This is a genomic window from Faecalicatena contorta, from assembly GCF_001404335.1.
GTDB classification, from domain to species: Bacteria; Bacillota; Clostridia; order Lachnospirales; family Lachnospiraceae; genus Faecalicatena; species Faecalicatena contortus_B.
The window spans coordinates 35,251-51,265 of record NZ_CYZU01000039.1 but is presented as its reverse complement, the minus strand read 5'-3'; the positions used below and the strand labels follow the sequence as shown (position 1 = coordinate 51,265).

Genomic DNA, 16,015 nt, shown 5'->3' with positions numbered 1-16,015 from the left:
GAAAAAGAAAAGGCCCCTTTGCAGGAGCATAGAATACGCCTGCAAAGGGGCCTTTTCTTTTTCGCCCGTACCGGACGGACTCTCTTTTTGTGCAGGCGTACTTCTTCCACGCACCTCCCGTCTAGATATCCACCTTCCAGAACCCATGCAGGTTACAGTATGCGTATGCCGCCAGCGCCCTGTCCCCATCACACACTACAAATGTTGCGACCGGTTCTTCGTCCGGATCCAGATGGATTCTCTGGCCGCCCTTTTCTGTCTGCAGGTAGATCCACTCAATACTGTGTTCCTCAGACATAGGATGAAAGATACTCCCCACCTTAACGGTGATAGTGTTTCCGTTTTGTTCCACAACCGGCATATGCTTTTCGTGGGCGCCTTCAGAAGTGTTCGGGGTAAGTTTTTCCATCTGGATTCCACAGCAGGAAAACCCCTCTTTTGTACCGTTGATTTCTTCAATTATGATATGACAATTGTCACAGGCGTAAAAAATTGGTTCATGTTTTGACATTTTTAATTCCTCCGTTTGAATGATACTTTTCATGGTCTGCCCAAAATGGTGCAGTTTGTTTTAGAGAACGAGTGAAGGGGCAGCATAGACTCTTGCCGCAAACTCTTTGTTGAGTTCGTAGAGTCCTTTCGAGTCATTACCGAACAGATTCATTTTGGCCACGAGGTCGCTGGCTGCCTTTTCTTCCTCGCCCTGTTCCATAATGAACCATTCAAGCAGCTGTGTGGTACGGAAATCTTTTTTCTTAAAAGCCGTCTCATAAATCTGGTTAAACCGCACGGTTACCTGTTTCTCATGCTCATAAGCGACTTTCAGCGGCTGGGCATGGGAGGTCAGTTTCAGATCGGGTTTACGGATCTGCTCCAGTTCGACTTTTTCGTCATTATTATGAAGATACTGGATCAGCAGCATGGCGTGATCAAGTTCCTCCTGCGCCTGAATGCGGAACCAGTTCTCAAAACCGTCCAGATCGGCTTCCGCGTAATAATTTGCAAAACCAAGGTAAAGATAAGAAGAAAAGAATTCAAAATTAATCTGTACGTTAATCAACTGCAGTATTTGTGTGTCCATACGTGCCTCCTTAAATAGTTTCTCAGAATAGTATTTTCATGTTTGGAAAAAATATACGGATGATAAATCGCCTATGAGGCAGTGCTTTTAAAGATCTGGGAGACAGAGGGATCAGAGGAGGCGGTCTATAAGATGGACGGTAAACAATCATAGAAATCTTTCCATACTCTTTCCACATGGAGATGCTATACTGAGACTGGAGGTGATTTTTATGGCCACGTTATTGATTGTGGAAGACGATTTTAAAACGAATGAAGCTATATGTGAGTATATGAAATCCGCCGGGCATAAGGCCATTCCGGCCTACGATGGAGCACAGGCGGTAAGGCACTTTCGGGAGGAGAAGCCTGACCTGGTGGTTTTGGACATCATGCTTCCCAAAATGACCGGGCTGGCTGTACTGCATGAAATCCGGCGCACCAGCTTTGCGCCAGTCCTTATGCTCACCGCGATTGAGGATGAATACACGCAGGTAAAGAGCTTTGACGAGCAGGCGGACGATTATATTACCAAGTCCTTCTCCATGGTTTTATTGGGGAAGCGGATCATGGCGCTGCTGCGGCGGAGCGGGCAGAGCGCAATACCGGAAACGATGGCGTTTGGTGATGTTACCGTAGATTTTTCCGGCTATACGGCAAGGGACGAGGAAGGAATAATTGAGTTGACACCCAAGGAAATCGACCTGCTGCGTCTATTTGTGGAACACAAGGGTCTCGTTCTGACCCGGAATCAAATCCTGGACGAGCTGTGGGGCGACGACAATCCAATCATCGACCGAACCGTTGACACATACATTAAAAATCTTCGAAAGAAACTGCGTCTCGGCTGCCTGGTTACGGTAAAAGGGATTGGATATAAATTAGAGGTGGATCAATGAAACGGTTGAAAATCTATCCAAAGATATTTTTCTACACATTGGGGCTCATGCTTTTTATCGTGCTGGTGGCCCACGCCCTGCTGTATTTCCTCACCCCTCAGGTTTCTTTTGATTTATCCCCTGGACCCGGCAGCGGTGACCTGATCATTACCGGCAAATTCAATTTGACACCGTATATTATGCAGATGATTCAAAAAGTTCTGCCAATTTCTCTTATCTGTTGCGTTGTGGTCTCCATCCTGTGCTCCCTCCTGTTCTCCCGGCAGATCACGGTTCCCGTTAAGCAGCTCTCTGTCGTGACCGAGCGGATGGCAAAAATGGATAAGTCCGCGGTTTGCCAGATCCGGACTGAAGACGAGATCGGCGTGCTGGCTGATAATATCAACGGCTTATACCAAAACCTGCTTTCAGCCATTGAAACCCTTGAAATCGAAAAGCAGCGTATAAGGGAATTGGAGCAGGCTAAGGTGGATTTTATGCGGGCGGCATCGCACGAACTGAAAACCCCTCTGACCGCCCTGAACGCCACGCTGGAGAACATGATCCTAGGCATCGGGAAGTACCGGGATGTTGAGGCCTGTCTGCCGGAGTGCAAGGAAATGGCGGAGCAGCTGTCAGGAATGATCCAGGAGATCCTGGAAGCGTCCGGCGCGGGCGGCCCGCTGAAAAATGAGATCCCGGTCCAGACTGACCTGTCCGGGCTGCTGACCGTGTTATGCGAGCCGTATGATCAGATCGCCAAAGCACGCGGCATCGTTTTTCATATAGATTTGTCAGGCGGCTTCTCCGCCGTGCTGCCGCCCAAATTGTTTAGTAAAGCGGTGTCTAACATTCTCGCCAATGCTGTTGCTTATACAGATCCAGGGAAGACGGTTTCCGTCTATTTTGAGGGGCCTGCTTTTGTCATAGAGAACGAATGCACACCGATCCCAGCCAAAGACTTACAGAATCTTTTTGAGCCGTTTTATCGGCCCGATTATGCCAGGAACCGTAATGACGGGGGAAACGGGCTGGGGCTGTATATTGTTGATATGCTCCTGGGAGATCTGGGACTGTCCTATTCCTTCCGTCCGATGAAGCAGCCGCCTGGAATGCGTTTTGTTATTCAGTTATAAAGAATAGCGGAAGCTCTCTGCACTCTCATCTGCTTCCTTGCCGATTCCATATTCCTTTCATACTGCCTCCATATTGGCATGCTATTCTATCTCTGCAAAGAAAATGGAGGTGCATAGTATGGGATTTATCAGGCGGGCATTTTTATACGTCACAAAAAAAGAGGCAAAAGCGTCCTGCTTTTTGTCATTCTGCTGGTAATGGCAACCTTTGTACTGACGGGGCTTAGTATCTGGAAAGCGTCAGAGGATACGCAGCTTGCCCTGCGGGAAAGTTTGGGAGGCAGGTTTGATATTCGGGTAGATTGGGAAAACAGTCCGTATGTGGTCAGGGAAACCATCCAAGATAATGAGGCTGATGAGGAAACCGGAAAAACGTCTACCAGTTTTCTACAGTATTCAACTTTACAGTTTACGCCGGACAACATCGCTGCAATAAAGGCCATATCAGGCGTAAAATACTGCAGTGCAAGGCAGGACATTCTTGCTCCATTTGAGGAATTTTCTCTGTTCCCCGGAACGGTAGCTATCGATGAAAAGTATAAGAGACATACAAAGGTACTGGGTGTCTGTATGAGTGAAGACGATGAATATTTCACCACCGGGACGCTGGCGCTGACGAAAGGGCGGCACATTTCCGTGAATGATCGTCATGTGGCACTGATCAGCAGGAATTTAGCAGAAAAGAGCGGCCTGCAGGCCGGGGACTATATTACCGCGCACAGTTACAGCATCGAAGACCAGGGCTTTACCGGACAGGAGGTGCGGGTGCAGGTCATCGGACTGTTTACCCCTGATAAGGTGGAGCAGTTTGGAGAAACAGTTACAACCTACGACAAAATCCAGAACCAGGTGTTCGTAGATTTGCAAACGGCAGTCGAAATTGACGGCGGTGCAATCAACTACGGATTTTCAGCAGTCAATGTCACCGTAGAAGACCCGCAGGATTTGGCGCGGGTGGTGTCTGACGTAAAAGATCTGCAGGGGATTGACTGGAAAGCTTTTACTGTTGAAACGGACAACAAAGTTTATGAAAACGCAACGGCGCCGCTGACTGCGTTAAATGAACTTGTGGTTACTCTGCTGGTAGTGATTATTGTTGTCAGCGCCATCATTCTGGCACTGATCCTGACCCTCTGGACAAAGACCCGCATCCATGAAACAGGAGTATTTTTGTCCATGGGCATCAGGAAGCCGGCCATTATCGGCCAGTATTTGATCGAGGTGCTCTTGATTGCTGTTCTCGCCTTTGGCTTTTCCTATTTCACCGGCAATGCCGTGGCAGGGCAGATTGGGAATGAACTATTGGAGCAGAGTATGCAGACAAAACCGGAGGCCGGTGATGATGTTACTGCCTCTGCCGCTGCTGTTGATGTGGGCGCAGACAATCTTATACAGAAACCATTGCCTGAAAAGAATCGCATAGAGGTGTCCGTGGGGGCTGCTAACCTTGTCCAGCTGTATTTGATCGGATTTGCCATCATCATTGTGGCCGTGAGTGTATCGTCTATCACCGTCATGCGTCTAAAGCCGCGGGAAATTCTGTCGAAAATGAGTTGAAGGAGGGACTGTTATGTGTATTTTAGAATTGAAAAATGTTTGCTATGCCTACGAAAAGGGGAAGGAGATTTTATCAAATGTCAATGCGGAACTGGAAGCAGGGAGAATGTATGCCGTCCTTGGTCCGTCCGGATCCGGCAAGACCACGCTGCTGTCCCTGTTGGGCGGACTTGATACGCCGACACAAGGAAACATCCTGTTCGACGGTGAGGACGTCAGGACCAACTGCCTGGAATATCACCGCAGGAATCATATCTCCCTGATCTTCCAGAGCTACAACCTGATCGATTACATGACGCCAATGGAAAATGTGCGTCTTACCGCCAAGCTTGACGCCGGGCCTATCCTGGAGCGGCTGGGACTTACCAGGGACGAGAGCACCCGGAATGTGCTGAAGCTGTCAGGCGGCCAACAGCAGCGTGTAGCGATTGCGCGGGCGCTGGCCTCCGATGCTCCGGTCATTTTGGCGGACGAACCGACTGGGAACCTGGACGCAGATAGTGCAAGGGACATTACAGTGGTTTTGAAAGAGAGCGCCCATGCGTTCGGAAAATGCGTTGTTGTGGTGACGCACTCCGCTGAAGCAGCAAAGCAGGCGGATGTAGTGCTGGAAATCAAACGCGGATATTTGCAAGAGAGAGAAATGAAGAAAATCACGATTACCTTGGCTTAAATAATGGTCTATCTAGTAAGGTGAAAAGTAGGAAACAGTCTATTTCTGTTTCCTACTTTTTATCATCCTTTCTTCTCAAAAATTCAACAAAGGCAAATAAAATAGAGATGACACTAAGAACAGAAACAACAAGTTCAGCCATATTATTCGCATAATCCGCCTGCCCCGGAACAAAGATCCCCAGTATAAGAAAATAACTACACCAAATCAATCCCAAAATCAGGAGCATAAATGTAATATATTTTAATATAGATGCCAATCGATTGACTAACCGCCGGTTAGACTGCACCTTTTTTTCAGAATATGTTTTCCGGCTGCACACCGACTTTATCACGCCCGCAATACCACCAGACAACAGGCCTAATGACAGGCCTATGCATATATTATAAAGTGTTTTCATAGTAATTCTTTCTTTATAGTTAATTTATTTAGTCCAGTACCATTCTATCATACTTGTAGAAGTATGTCACTTCTGTTTTCTGCTGACAATAGACTAGCGCTTATGTATTTAATATGTTAAGATATTTTAAAAGCATGAATATATTTCTAAAACTTCTAAACGGGCAAGCCCGGATCTGGTCTCATTTCTAAAGACAGATATCAATACAAGAAATCTCAATGCTTTGGATTCCAATTTAAACAGCAGAGAGGTTTCAGCAGAATATACTTTGGATAGTAGGGAGCCTCCCGCATCATTACGAAGGAGGCAGATATATGCAGAAAGATGCCAATTACAAAGAATCAGCACAGCGGCAGGAACCTCGAGGCTGCGGTGGAACTGGCAATTACGGAATGTATCAGGGAGGATATTCTGGCGGGATTTCTTAGAAAGAACAGAGCGGAGGCGAAAAGTGTGAGCATCTACGAATATGATGAGGAAAAGCATATGCGGCAGGTAAAAGAAGAGGGGTTCCAAGAAGGGCATCTGAGGGGAATACAGGAAGGAATACAGATATTGATAAATTTTTGTCGTAAGATGGGATTTTCCAAGGACGATTCCAAAGCTAAGGTAGCAGAAGAATTCGGTTTGGAGCTGGCGGAGGTTGAAAAGTACATGGAGAAGTATTGGAAATAGTAGAAATAAATAGCTAGAGGACAATTCTCTCATTTCGCGTATATGTGCCCTCGAGCAAATGTTACTGTTCACACCCTTCGGGCATGTACAGTAACTGCATCTGCCCATTAAAAGTCGCCTTTGGCGAGGGGTGCTATGCGCCAGCGGTGCATGTTAAGCACGGACCGAAACGGAGCGGAGACCAGATGCCCCGCATCACTACGTTGGCTCCGATGCCGTGCAGCGGAGTGCACGGCACGGTCTGAACAGTAACGAGTAAATCCCGGCAAGAAAACTTTGTTAAAAAATAGTTGTATTAAATACCCGGAAAGGATAAAATAGAGTTAATTCAGGAGTTCTGTTAAATAGCATGAGAAGAAGGCCTGGAAGTAAGGAGACAATTCTGAATAAGTAGGAAAGGGTGTTTAATAAGCATGGAAGCAAAAGAAATCATTACTGCGGGAAAGACCGCTCTGGGAATTGAATTTGGCTCTACAAGGATTAAAGCCGTACTGGTGGATGAGGCCGGTAAGGTTCTTGCATCAGGCAGTCACGATTGGGAGAACCAGTACGTGAACGACATCTGGACATACAGCCTGGATGCTGTATGGAAGGGGCTGCAGGATTGCTATCAGGATCTGGCAGGCAGTGTAAAGGCTGCATATGGGCTGGCACTGGAAACAATTGGTTCCATCGGGTTCAGCGGCATGATGCACGGCTACCTCCCTTTTGATAAATCCGGAGAGCTGCTGACACCGTTCCGTACATGGCGCAATAATATCACCGGACAGGCTTCAGAGAAGCTGACAGAGGTATTTCAGTATAATATTCCGCAGAGATGGAGTATCGCGCATCTTTACCAGGCGATCCTGAATGGGGAAGAACATGTGAAAGATGTTGATTTCTTTACAACGCTGGCCGGGTATGTGCATTGGCAGCTGACGGGCAGAAAGGTGCTTGGTATCGGCGAGGCTTCCGGCATGTTCCCGATCGATGTAGAGAAGAAGGATTTCAACCGCCACATGATCGGACAGTTCGACGAACTTGTAAAAGAGTGCGGATACCCATGGAACCTGGGAGCGCTGCTTCCGGAAGTACTGGTGGCAGGGGAAGATGCAGGCGTGCTCAGCGAAGAGGGGGCCAAACTGCTGGATGTGACAGGTACTTTAAAAGCAGGAATTCCGCTGTGCCCGCCGGAGAGTGACGCAGGTACGGGTATGGCTGCGACAAACAGTGTCGCAAAGCGTACAGCAAATGTATCAGCCGGAACCTCTGTTTTTGCTATGGTTGTTCTTGAAAGAGAACTTTCCAAAGTATATCCGGAGATCGATATGGTGACGACACCCGCAGGAGATCTTGTGGCTATGGTACACTCCAATAACTGTACATCAGATTTAAATGCATGGGTGAATCTGTTTAAAGAATTTTCAGAAGCGATGGGCATGGATATGGACATGAATAAGCTGTATGGAACCCTGTATAATAAGGCGCTGGAAGGCGATGCGGACTGCGGCGGACTGCTTTCCTACTGCTATTTTTCAGGTGAGCACATTACCGGTTTTGAGAAGGGAAGCCCGCTGTTTGCGAGAACATCCGAAAGTAAGTTTACGCTGGCTAACTTTATGCGTTCCCATCTGTTCACCTGCCTGGGCGCTCTGAAGTTGGGGATGGACATCCTCTACAACGACGGTGTGGAGCTTGACCAGATTCTGGGTCACGGCGGGTTGTTCAAGACAGCCGGTGTAGGACAGAGAATCATGGCAGCGGCGACAAAGGTGCCGGTATCTGTCATGGAGACGGCAGGAGAGGGAGGCGCCTGGGGCATTGCACTGCTGGCTTCCTATATGAAGAACAAAGAGGCAGGCGAGACACTGGATGCCTATCTGGCGCAGAAGATATTTGCAGACGAGGAGTCTGTGACACTCGAGCCGGATCCGAAGGATGTTGAAGGCTTTGAGAAGTTTATGGAGAGGTATGTGGCAGGTCTGCCGATCGAACGGGCAGCTGTAGAGATATTGGATTAACTGCAGGCCTTATCTGGTGAAGAAACATGAATCGGGATTTTACAGAGGGCAGTATCAGAAAGTCTCTGATCTGGTTTGCCCTGCCTATGATGGCGGGAAATCTGCTTCAGCAGCTATATAATATTGTTGATACTTTAATCGTAGGACAATTTTTAGGGAAGGAGGCACTGGCGGCAGTCGGTGCTTCCTACACGTTGATGACATTTCTGACATCGATTTTGTTAGGACTGTGTATGGGCAGCGGCGTGGAGTTTTCCCTTTGTTTTGGCAAAAAAGACATGGATGGCCTGAAAAACGGGGTATTTATGTCTTTTGTCCTGATCGGAGGCGTGACAGCCTTTGTGGTTGGGATTGTATTCGGAGGAATCGACTTGATTCTCAGGCTCATGCAGGTACCCGGGGAGATTTACGGAATGATGCGGCAGTATTTATGGATTATCTTCTGGGGGATACCGGCGACCTTTCTTTATAACTTTTTCGCCTCATGGCTGAGGGCCCTCGGCAACTCTACGGTGCCTCTGCTGTTTTTGGGGATATCGGCGGTTCAAAATATTGGGCTGGATCTGTATTTTGTGCTGGCCTTAAAGATGGGGGGTGCGGGAGCAGCTGCGGCTACGGTGATTTCACAGTATGTATCCGCGGCAGGGATCTGTCTGTATGTCGTGCTGAAGTTTTGGGATATGATGCCCGGCAGAAAGCATTTCAGATGGAATATGCCGGTTTTGAAGGAAATCTTTCAATTATCTTTTCTGACCTGTATCCAGCAGTCGGTTATGAACTTCGGGATATTAATGGTACAGGGTCTTGTGAACAGTTTTGGTACGATCGTGATGGCGGCTTTTTCTGCTGCGGTAAAGATCGACTCTTTTGCCTATATGCCTGTGCAGGATTTCGGAAATGCATTTTCCACATTCGTAGCGCAGAATTATGGGGCAGGGAAGAAGGAGCGCATACGGGAAGGAATCAGAGATGCCGTGTTGCTCGTATTAATTTTCTGTCTGGTGATCTCTGCAGGTGTGTGTATCTTTGCGAAACCACTGCTTCTGCTGTTTGTAAAACCACAGGATACAGAGATACTTGCAGTGGGTATGAACTATCTGAGAATTGAGGGAAGCTTTTACTGCCTGATCGGATTTTTATTCCTGTTCTATGGATTCTACAGGGCGGTCAAGATGCCGGGTATGTCCGTGATCCTGACCGTGGCATCACTGGGGAGCAGGGTGGCGCTGGCTTACGTTTTGTCTGCAGTCCCTCAGATCGGGGTAACGGGAATTTGGGCGGCGGTTCCCATCGGATGGCTGCTTGCGGACGGAATCGGGTATATTTATATGAAGCATAAGTTTCTCCGTCGTTTACTCCGGGAATGACACACTGCGGGGTGTTGTGGGATTTGTACGGTATATTAATAACGCGAAAAGCAGTCTGTAAAAGCAGGCTGCTTTTCTGCGCTCTGAGAAAGGTGTGCAATTTATAAGTCGATTACGAATTGCAGTAAATCCCAAGTAGATTTATCTAACCGTATCAATGATTACGGGTTGTATTAAGAAATTCCGAGGATCTGCTGAGATTTGCGGAGTGCGCGTCTGTATACTGCATAGAGTACGCCCCAGATCAACAGTATCAGCAGTCCTAAATATCCAAGATTCAGAAGCTCACTGTAGGACAGACTTCTATCATTAAAGATGGACATGAATAAGGCATAGAGCCAGGCGATGGCACATCCAATAATTGCGGGGTACTGGAAGATTTTCCGCAGCTGCTTTTTCAAAATGTTTTTATTATAGGCCGGACTGGCTCCGAGCTTTGTCAGGCTTTCGAAAAGCGCCTTATTATCTGTGGCCACCGTAATGCTCCGTACATAGCTCATAATCGTGATGGTTGCGAGCATGATGATGAAAATATACAGGCAGAGCATGACGTAAACGGATATTTGCTGCATATGCTCCTGACGCATCTGGACGGTTAAACGGGGCGCATATTTCCAATCGGAAGGAGCGCGTTCCATATCAGGGGAAAGCCCGATACTTCCGGCATATCCATAAGTCTCTCCGTTTTCCTGCGCGGTCCGGTCCTCCCAGGCATCATAATTTCCCATGAAATCAGACAGGCTGCTGGTGTGGCGTACATATTCCATCTGCAGTGCTTTCGCAAAGTTATAGGAATGTTCGGTATCTTTTACATCGAAGCAGATAATCCTTTCCATGTACTGGCTTCCGAGAGAGGCCGATGCAGCCTGATAATCTGCATCATTCAGAACATAGGCAAAGGGCGAACTCATATCGCTCAGAGCGTCGAATTCTAAGGTGCCGTCAAATGAAAGCTGAAGTGTCTTGCCGGTATCAGGGTTGACAGCAGCATATAATCCATCTGTGAATTCCCATAAAGTTTCTTTGTAGTCTTTATGTGTAATGGTTTTATACGTATTCGGTTCTACGGAGATATCCTGACCGCTGATCTCCTCATAGGCGCTCTCCGGGAAAAACAGTGCAAGTTTGCCATTCTTAGCATCCAGGGTAACGTATTTGTTGTCAATCATATCCCGGTAGCGATAGGAGACCACAAGATTTGCGGCATCGTTTTCCGCATAGGATGCCAGGGTTATCTGATATTCATCGGCTAAATTCTCAATATCATTTTTGGTAATCTGTTCTTCCTCTGCCGGAAAATGAAAAGAATATGCTTTTTCATTCCCATCCATGGAAATTCCGGTAGTGTCGCTGTACAACATGCCGAAAAATGCAGCAAACAAACAGCAGAACAGTAAGAGTACGATAACGCACATGTTTTTGGTTGTTACTTTTGCAGTAAAACGCATCATACTGATAGATACCAGATTGCTATAGTATTTATCTTTACGTTTTCCCGCCGAATTCTGAGACACGCAGCTTAGTATGATCAGATAGATTCCGGCAAGGGCAACGAAATAAATAAGGTTAAAGATAGAAGGTATATGGATATAAAATAATTTTGCGCAGATGGACGGCGCACCCAGCCCGAGCACGATTCCTGAGACCGTTAGGATGATGCCCAGCTTCCTGGTCCAGGAAGGGATTTCTTTTACCGTCTCGGTCTTCTGGCCTGAACGTAGAATATCCATGATATCGGTTCTGTGTAAAAAGCGTCTGCCCGCAAGAAAGAGCAGCAGAGTCAGGACAATGCAAAATGCAATTCCTACCATAAATCCCGTCCATCCGAAGCGGTATGCCATATCCTCGGTGGGGAGAAGGAAGGACTCGAAGAGCTTCCAGATACCAAACGATACCGGAACAGACAGGATCAGGCCAATCAGCGCACTAAAGCCTGTGACAAAGGCAAGTTCTGAAAACAGCAGCGGCCGCAGCGCTTTTTTTGGAGAACCGAGCGCCAGCAGAATGCCGTATTCCCGGCTCTTATACCGGAAGAACAAGCTGGATGCATAGAGGGTGAATATAGTGCAGCCCACGGCTGTAACAGCCAGCAGAAGAGAAGCGAGCTTCCGCGTGTCCCCGCCCTGCGGCAGAAAATCCTGTACAGTAGGTCCCAGGTACATCAAGGCATAAGAGGTAATCAGCAGGACAGAGAGGGAGATGCAGAATCCCAGGATCAGGTACTGCCCTTTATTTTGTTTTCGGAGTTTTGAAAAAATGCTATGCAGCGTCATTAGAATCGTCACCTCCAAGTATTCTGAGTACATCCAGCAGCTGGTCCATAAATTCCCTGCGGCTTCCGGTGCGCACCAGTTCCTGGTTCACCTCACCGTCTTTCAGCACAATTACCCGGTCGCAGAAGGATGCGGCGTAGCTGTCATGGGTTACCATAAATACGGTTGCATGCATTTCTTCTTTTGCCTGAAGAAATGCGTCGATAACAGCACGGCAGGACTTGCTGTCCAGGTTGCCTGTAGGTTCATCCGCCAGCAGCATGTAAGGCTGGTTCATCAGAGCCCTGGCAACCGCCGTCCGCTGTTTTTCTCCGCCCGATATTTCAGCAGGATATTTAGCTGCGATCGGGTCGATGCCGAATATCTCACAAAGCCGTTTCGCCTTGGCTTCCATCTGAGCGGCCGGCTTTTTTGCAATGATCTGCGGGAGGCAGATATTTTCGAATACAGTCAGACCGTCCAGGAGCATGAAATCCTGGAAGACAAACCCCATATGCTGATTCCGCACAGCTGCAAGCCTGGCTTCATTGAGGCCGGAGAGATCTTTTTGATTCAGCAGTATTTCGCCGCTGTCGTGGGGGATAAAACAGGAGATGCAATTTAGCAGTGTCGTCTTGCCGCTTCCTGAGGGCCCCATAACTGCAACGAATTCCCCTTTCTTAATTTCAAATGAAATATCTTTAAGCACCGGATAAACGGCGGCTCCTGTCTGATAACTTTTACTTAAATGATTGACCTTTAACATCTTGTGATTCCTCCTTGTATTCTCTGTACTTGATGACTCTATTTTAGTGGATCAGGGGAAAAATAAATATCTGCCGTACTGTCAAGTTTGGCATAGATTCTGTCATATTTGGAAAGTGTACGTTGAAAAATGGAAGTTACTATTCACGGGGCCGTGCACCCCGCTGCACGGCATCCGAGCCATTAAAGTAATGGAGCCGGGCATCTGGGCCCTCGCCCCAGGCGACTTTAAATGGCCCAGATGCCGTTACTATGCGCGGCCCCTGGGCCGTGAATAGTAACAAATGGAAAGTGCATGTAACAGAATTCAGGGAAAGGGATTGCAATTATGGCGGTGGGTATGATAGCCTATGGAGGAGAACGGAATCTGGGGGATATACGAGATGAGAATTGCAATCTGTGATGACGAGAAAAAACTGAGAAACAGCCTGCGCAGGGTGCTGGAGACGCAGCTGCAGCTGGATGGCGTGGACTATGAGATTCAGGAATATGAGTGCGGGGAGGATCTGCTTGCCCGGATAGAACAAAATGTGCCGGATATATTGTTCCTGGATATAGAGATGAATGGAATGGACGGAATGGAGACGGCCAGGGAGCTTCGCAGGAAATATCAGGATACGGTGCTGATCTTTGTGACAGCCTATCCGGATTTTGTGTTTCAGGGATATGAGGTGCATGCCTTCCATTATATATTGAAGCCTTATAAAGAGGAGAAGATACGGGAAGTACTCGGGAAAGCCGTGGAAGAGACCGGGCTGAACCAGGAAAAGTATTATCTGGTAGAGCAGAAAGCGGGGACGCTGCGCCTGCCGTTTGGAAGGGTACTGTATTTTAAAAGTGAAGGACGGACCGTGGAGGCATTGCTTGACAACGGAGATATGGAAGGCAGCGCTGCTTATGAAATCGTAAAATTTTATGGAAAGCTTGGTGAGATTGAGGAAGAGATGCCGTCGTTTTTTATCCGGATACATAACCGGTATCTTGTGAATCTGAAATACGTGGATAAGCTGGAGGGAAGCAGTCTGGATTGCGGCGGGCAGAGCCTGCCGGTCAGCAGGGCATATAAGCAGGCGGCGGCAGTAGCATTTGCGAAGCTGATGTTGAAGTAGCATTTTGCACAGGAAGGGACAACATGTATATAACAGGGTTTTTTGACATATTGGGGACAGGCTTATATTTTATAGGGAGTTACTTTTTTTACCGTACTCTTACCTGCTTTTTGGAACCGCGCAGACAGTTTATCCGGCGGGCAGTGAGTTATCTTATTGGGTTGTGCGTATGTTCCGTGGTGATATTTCCAAGGGATGTGGTAAATATTACGGTTACGATTCCTCTTTTTTTCGCAATGCTGCTGATTGGATTCAGGCAGAAGATTCTGGTAAAGGCTTCTGTTGTGCTTATGTTTTTTCCGATCGTCATCTCTTTTAATTTTTTGATACAGCAGATTGGGACATGGATCTGGATAAATATGCTGGCAAGAAACGAAATTGCCAATGCGGTGTTATCGAATCTGTCCTACATTTTAAATACCTTGTTCTGGCATTGGTTTTGGAAGATTTCGGAAAATAAGACCAGGGAGATGGTGGATACTCTGGATGAGCAGTCGTGGCTTCTTCTGGATGCGGTCTGTCTGGCATCGCTGACCGCTGTGATGAGCTGTGTTTACTATACGCCGAAGGAATCCTATAAAGTATGGCTCTGTATGCTGGCGTGTCTGATTACCAATTTTGCAAGTATCAGGCTGGTATTCTATCTGGCGGAGAATATCCGCGGCCGCCTGGAACAGAAAAATGAAAAACTGCAGCAGGATTATTACAGAGAATTAGAGGCCGGGCAGCAGGAACTGCGGAAGTTCAGGCATGATATGAATAATCATTTCAGTGTGGTGGCGGGCTTGATGGACGATGGAAAAGAGGAGGAAGCAAAGATATATTTTCGGAAACTGTCAGGACAGCTTAGCGCAAAAGGGCGTTCGTTCTGCAGAAACAGTATTGTCAATGCGGTTCTGAATGCAAAGTACAACCGGGCATTGGAACAGGGAATTGACTGCTTTTTTAATATTGAGATTGACGAGTTGTTTTTCATTGATCCTTTGGATATCTGTACCATCTTTTCAAATACATTGGATAATGCCATAGAGGCATGTATGAAGACAGACCCGGAGAAACGCAGGATATCTATGAAGGCGCGATGTACGGAAAAAGGGTATTTCAGTTTTGAGATTGAGAACTCCAAAAACGAGGAGGTTCTGATGGAAAACGGAAGATTCAGGACATGGAAAAAGGAGCAGCAGCATGGGATCGGCATAGAGAATGTCAAAGATGTGGTGAGACGCTATCAGGGAACGGTGGATATTACCTATGATGCAGAGACATTTTGTGTTGTGATTCTGATCGCAGAGGGCAGCAGGCTGGCCTGACGATTTCTTTCAATCAAACGGACACCTGCCATTAAACATGATTCTGCAGCTCTGCTGCAGACCCGCCCGAAGGGCATGAGTTACGGGGTGCCCTTTGGATATGCTTCAACAGATCTGATGGGTTCTGCTATTATTTAGCGGCGAACAGGAATGATTCGCTCAATTTTTCATATACTTATTTTACAGAATGTGGTAAATGAAGGATGGGTTTATGCAGGAGATTATTATTCAGATCATGAATCAATTCGGATATCTGGGGGTCTGTTTCCTGATAGCTGTGGAGAATATTTTTCCGCCGATTCCTTCAGAAGTCATCTTGACTTTTGGCGGATTTATGACGACCTATACAAGGCTGACAGTACCGGGGGTCATTATTTTTTCTACTCTCGGCTCCACGATAGGAGCGCTTGTCTTGTACTGGGCGGGAACGGCGCTGAATCCGGAGCGGCTGGAGACACTGACCAAAGGGAAAGCATTCCGGCTGCTTGGGTTTGAAAAAGAGGATGTGGAAAAAACACTCTGCTGGTTCGATAAACACGGAAAAAAGGCGATCTTGTTTGGCAGGTGTATTCCGATTATACGAAGCCTTGTTTCGGTGCCTGCGGGGATGGCGGGAATTAATATGCCGGTTTTCCTCCTTTACACGATTGTGGGGAGTACCATCTGGAATATCGTACTCGTGTCGCTGGGAGCCATTCTGGGAGCTTCCTGGGAAGTTGTTCTGGTGTACATACAAAAATATTCGGCTATCATAAAAGCAGCACTGATTGTGGTCTGCCTGTATCTGGTAATACGGTTTATGTGGAAAAAAATAAAAGCTGCAAAATAAAA

The 16,015-nt window shown here is 47.3% G+C and carries 15 protein-coding genes; 10 read left to right on the top strand and 5 right to left on the bottom strand.

Annotation, left to right across the window (positions count from 1 at the left end; genetic code table 11):
• Positions 1–121: 121 nt before the first annotated feature.
• Both ARB69_RS17630 and ARB69_RS17625 read right to left on the bottom strand, forming a co-directional pair.
• Entirely contained in the window at positions 122–511 is a 390-nt protein-coding gene (locus tag ARB69_RS17630) for a desulfoferrodoxin family protein (protein WP_050641087.1), read from the bottom strand.
• 60 nt (positions 512–571) lie between these two features.
• Complete coding sequence (locus tag ARB69_RS17625) at positions 572–1,081, bottom strand: ferritin (RefSeq protein ID WP_050641086.1); 510 nt, start codon at positions 1,079–1,081, stop codon at positions 572–574.
• Positions 1,082–1,292: 211 nt separating this feature from the next.
• On the opposite strand from ARB69_RS17625, the gene ARB69_RS17620 reads away from it, so the two are divergent.
• From ARB69_RS17620 to ARB69_RS17605, 4 genes are all read left to right on the top strand, one after another.
• Entirely contained in the window at positions 1,293–1,958 is a 666-nt protein-coding gene (locus ARB69_RS17620; RefSeq protein WP_055154526.1) for a response regulator transcription factor, read from the top strand.
• Entirely contained in the window at positions 1,955–3,073 is a 1,119-nt protein-coding gene (locus ARB69_RS17615; RefSeq protein WP_055154524.1) for a sensor histidine kinase, read from the top strand. The genes ARB69_RS17620 and ARB69_RS17615 overlap by 4 nt, the downstream gene beginning before the upstream one ends.
• A 198-nt stretch (positions 3,074–3,271) precedes the next feature.
• A complete protein-coding gene (locus ARB69_RS17610; protein ID WP_242857630.1) occupies positions 3,272–4,630 on the top strand; it encodes an ABC transporter permease in 1,359 nt (452 codons plus the stop codon).
• Positions 4,631–4,643: 13 nt separating this feature from the next.
• Entirely contained in the window at positions 4,644–5,303 is a 660-nt protein-coding gene (locus tag ARB69_RS17605) for an ATP-binding cassette domain-containing protein (RefSeq protein WP_055154522.1), read from the top strand.
• 52 nt (positions 5,304–5,355) lie between these two features.
• On the opposite strand, the gene ARB69_RS17600 is transcribed toward ARB69_RS17605, so the two are convergent.
• A complete protein-coding gene (locus tag ARB69_RS17600) occupies positions 5,356–5,703 on the bottom strand; it encodes a hypothetical protein (RefSeq protein WP_050641081.1) in 348 nt (115 codons plus the stop codon).
• A 324-nt stretch (positions 5,704–6,027) separates the two neighbouring features.
• Here ARB69_RS17600 and ARB69_RS17595 point away from each other — a divergent pair, with 324 nt between their 5' ends.
• The 3 genes from ARB69_RS17595 to ARB69_RS17585 all read left to right on the top strand — a co-directional run bounded on the left by ARB69_RS17595 (position 6,028) and on the right by ARB69_RS17585 (position 9,748).
• Entirely contained in the window at positions 6,028–6,378 is a 351-nt protein-coding gene (locus ARB69_RS17595; protein WP_055154521.1) for a hypothetical protein, read from the top strand.
• A gap of 413 nt (positions 6,379–6,791) precedes the next feature.
• Positions 6,792–8,381, top strand: coding sequence for a xylulokinase (locus ARB69_RS17590; RefSeq protein ID WP_207643119.1), 1,590 nt, complete (start codon positions 6,792–6,794; stop codon positions 8,379–8,381).
• A gap of 26 nt (positions 8,382–8,407) precedes the next feature.
• The gene (locus tag ARB69_RS17585) at positions 8,408–9,748 is read left to right on the top strand and encodes an MATE family efflux transporter (protein ID WP_055154517.1); all 1,341 of its coding nucleotides are present in this window, start codon (positions 8,408–8,410) and stop codon (positions 9,746–9,748) included.
• A gap of 173 nt (positions 9,749–9,921) precedes the next feature.
• Here ARB69_RS17585 and ARB69_RS17580 read toward each other — a convergent pair whose 3' ends face one another.
• Together ARB69_RS17580 and ARB69_RS17575 are read right to left on the bottom strand one after the other, a co-directional pair.
• On the bottom strand, positions 9,922–12,021 hold the full coding sequence (locus ARB69_RS17580) for an FtsX-like permease family protein (protein WP_055154515.1): 2,100 nt from the start codon (positions 12,019–12,021) through the stop codon (positions 9,922–9,924).
• Positions 12,008–12,766 (bottom strand): ABC transporter ATP-binding protein, encoded by a 759-nt coding sequence (locus ARB69_RS17575; RefSeq protein WP_050641074.1) that lies wholly within the window; start codon positions 12,764–12,766, stop codon positions 12,008–12,010. Before ARB69_RS17575 ends, ARB69_RS17580 begins: the two co-directional genes overlap by 14 nt.
• A gap of 349 nt (positions 12,767–13,115) precedes the next feature.
• On the opposite strand from ARB69_RS17575, the gene ARB69_RS17570 reads away from it, so the two are divergent.
• From ARB69_RS17570 to ARB69_RS17560, 3 genes are all read left to right on the top strand, one after another.
• Entirely contained in the window at positions 13,116–13,874 is a 759-nt protein-coding gene (locus ARB69_RS17570; protein WP_242843860.1) for a LytR/AlgR family response regulator transcription factor, read from the top strand.
• Between the two features lie 23 nt (positions 13,875–13,897).
• Positions 13,898–15,184 (top strand): sensor histidine kinase, encoded by a 1,287-nt coding sequence (locus ARB69_RS17565; RefSeq protein WP_055154513.1) that lies wholly within the window; start codon positions 13,898–13,900, stop codon positions 15,182–15,184.
• Positions 15,185–15,395: 211 nt separating this feature from the next.
• A complete protein-coding gene (locus ARB69_RS17560; protein WP_025655512.1) occupies positions 15,396–16,013 on the top strand; it encodes a DedA family protein in 618 nt (205 codons plus the stop codon).
• The last annotated feature ends 2 nt before the right edge of the window (positions 16,014–16,015 follow it).

Excerpts from the sequence above, each read along its gene's own strand:
- ARB69_RS17565 (WP_055154513.1), top strand. The coding sequence starts at position 13,898 with ATGTATATAACAGGGTTTTTTGACATATTGGGGACAGGCTTATATTTT.
- ARB69_RS17575 (WP_050641074.1), bottom strand. The coding sequence starts at position 12,766 with ATGTTAAAGGTCAATCATTTAAGTAAAAGTTATCAGACAGGAGCCGCC.
- ARB69_RS17560 (WP_025655512.1), top strand. The coding sequence starts at position 15,396 with ATGCAGGAGATTATTATTCAGATCATGAATCAATTCGGATATCTGGGG.
- ARB69_RS17570 (WP_242843860.1), top strand. The coding sequence starts at position 13,116 with ATGGAGGAGAACGGAATCTGGGGGATATACGAGATGAGAATTGCAATC.
- ARB69_RS17625 (WP_050641086.1), bottom strand. The coding sequence starts at position 1,081 with ATGGACACACAAATACTGCAGTTGATTAACGTACAGATTAATTTTGAA.
- ARB69_RS17600 (WP_050641081.1), bottom strand. The coding sequence starts at position 5,703 with ATGAAAACACTTTATAATATATGCATAGGCCTGTCATTAGGCCTGTTG.
- ARB69_RS17590 (WP_207643119.1), top strand. The coding sequence starts at position 6,792 with ATGGAAGCAAAAGAAATCATTACTGCGGGAAAGACCGCTCTGGGAATT.
- ARB69_RS17605 (WP_055154522.1), top strand. The coding sequence starts at position 4,644 with ATGTGTATTTTAGAATTGAAAAATGTTTGCTATGCCTACGAAAAGGGG.
- ARB69_RS17595 (WP_055154521.1), top strand. The coding sequence starts at position 6,028 with ATGCCAATTACAAAGAATCAGCACAGCGGCAGGAACCTCGAGGCTGCG.
- ARB69_RS17585 (WP_055154517.1), top strand. The coding sequence starts at position 8,408 with ATGAATCGGGATTTTACAGAGGGCAGTATCAGAAAGTCTCTGATCTGG.
- ARB69_RS17615 (WP_055154524.1), top strand. The coding sequence starts at position 1,955 with ATGAAACGGTTGAAAATCTATCCAAAGATATTTTTCTACACATTGGGG.
- ARB69_RS17580 (WP_055154515.1), bottom strand. The coding sequence starts at position 12,021 with ATGACGCTGCATAGCATTTTTTCAAAACTCCGAAAACAAAATAAAGGG.
- ARB69_RS17630 (WP_050641087.1), bottom strand. The coding sequence starts at position 511 with ATGTCAAAACATGAACCAATTTTTTACGCCTGTGACAATTGTCATATC.
- ARB69_RS17610 (WP_242857630.1), top strand. The coding sequence starts at position 3,272 with ATGGCAACCTTTGTACTGACGGGGCTTAGTATCTGGAAAGCGTCAGAG.
- ARB69_RS17620 (WP_055154526.1), top strand. The coding sequence starts at position 1,293 with ATGGCCACGTTATTGATTGTGGAAGACGATTTTAAAACGAATGAAGCT.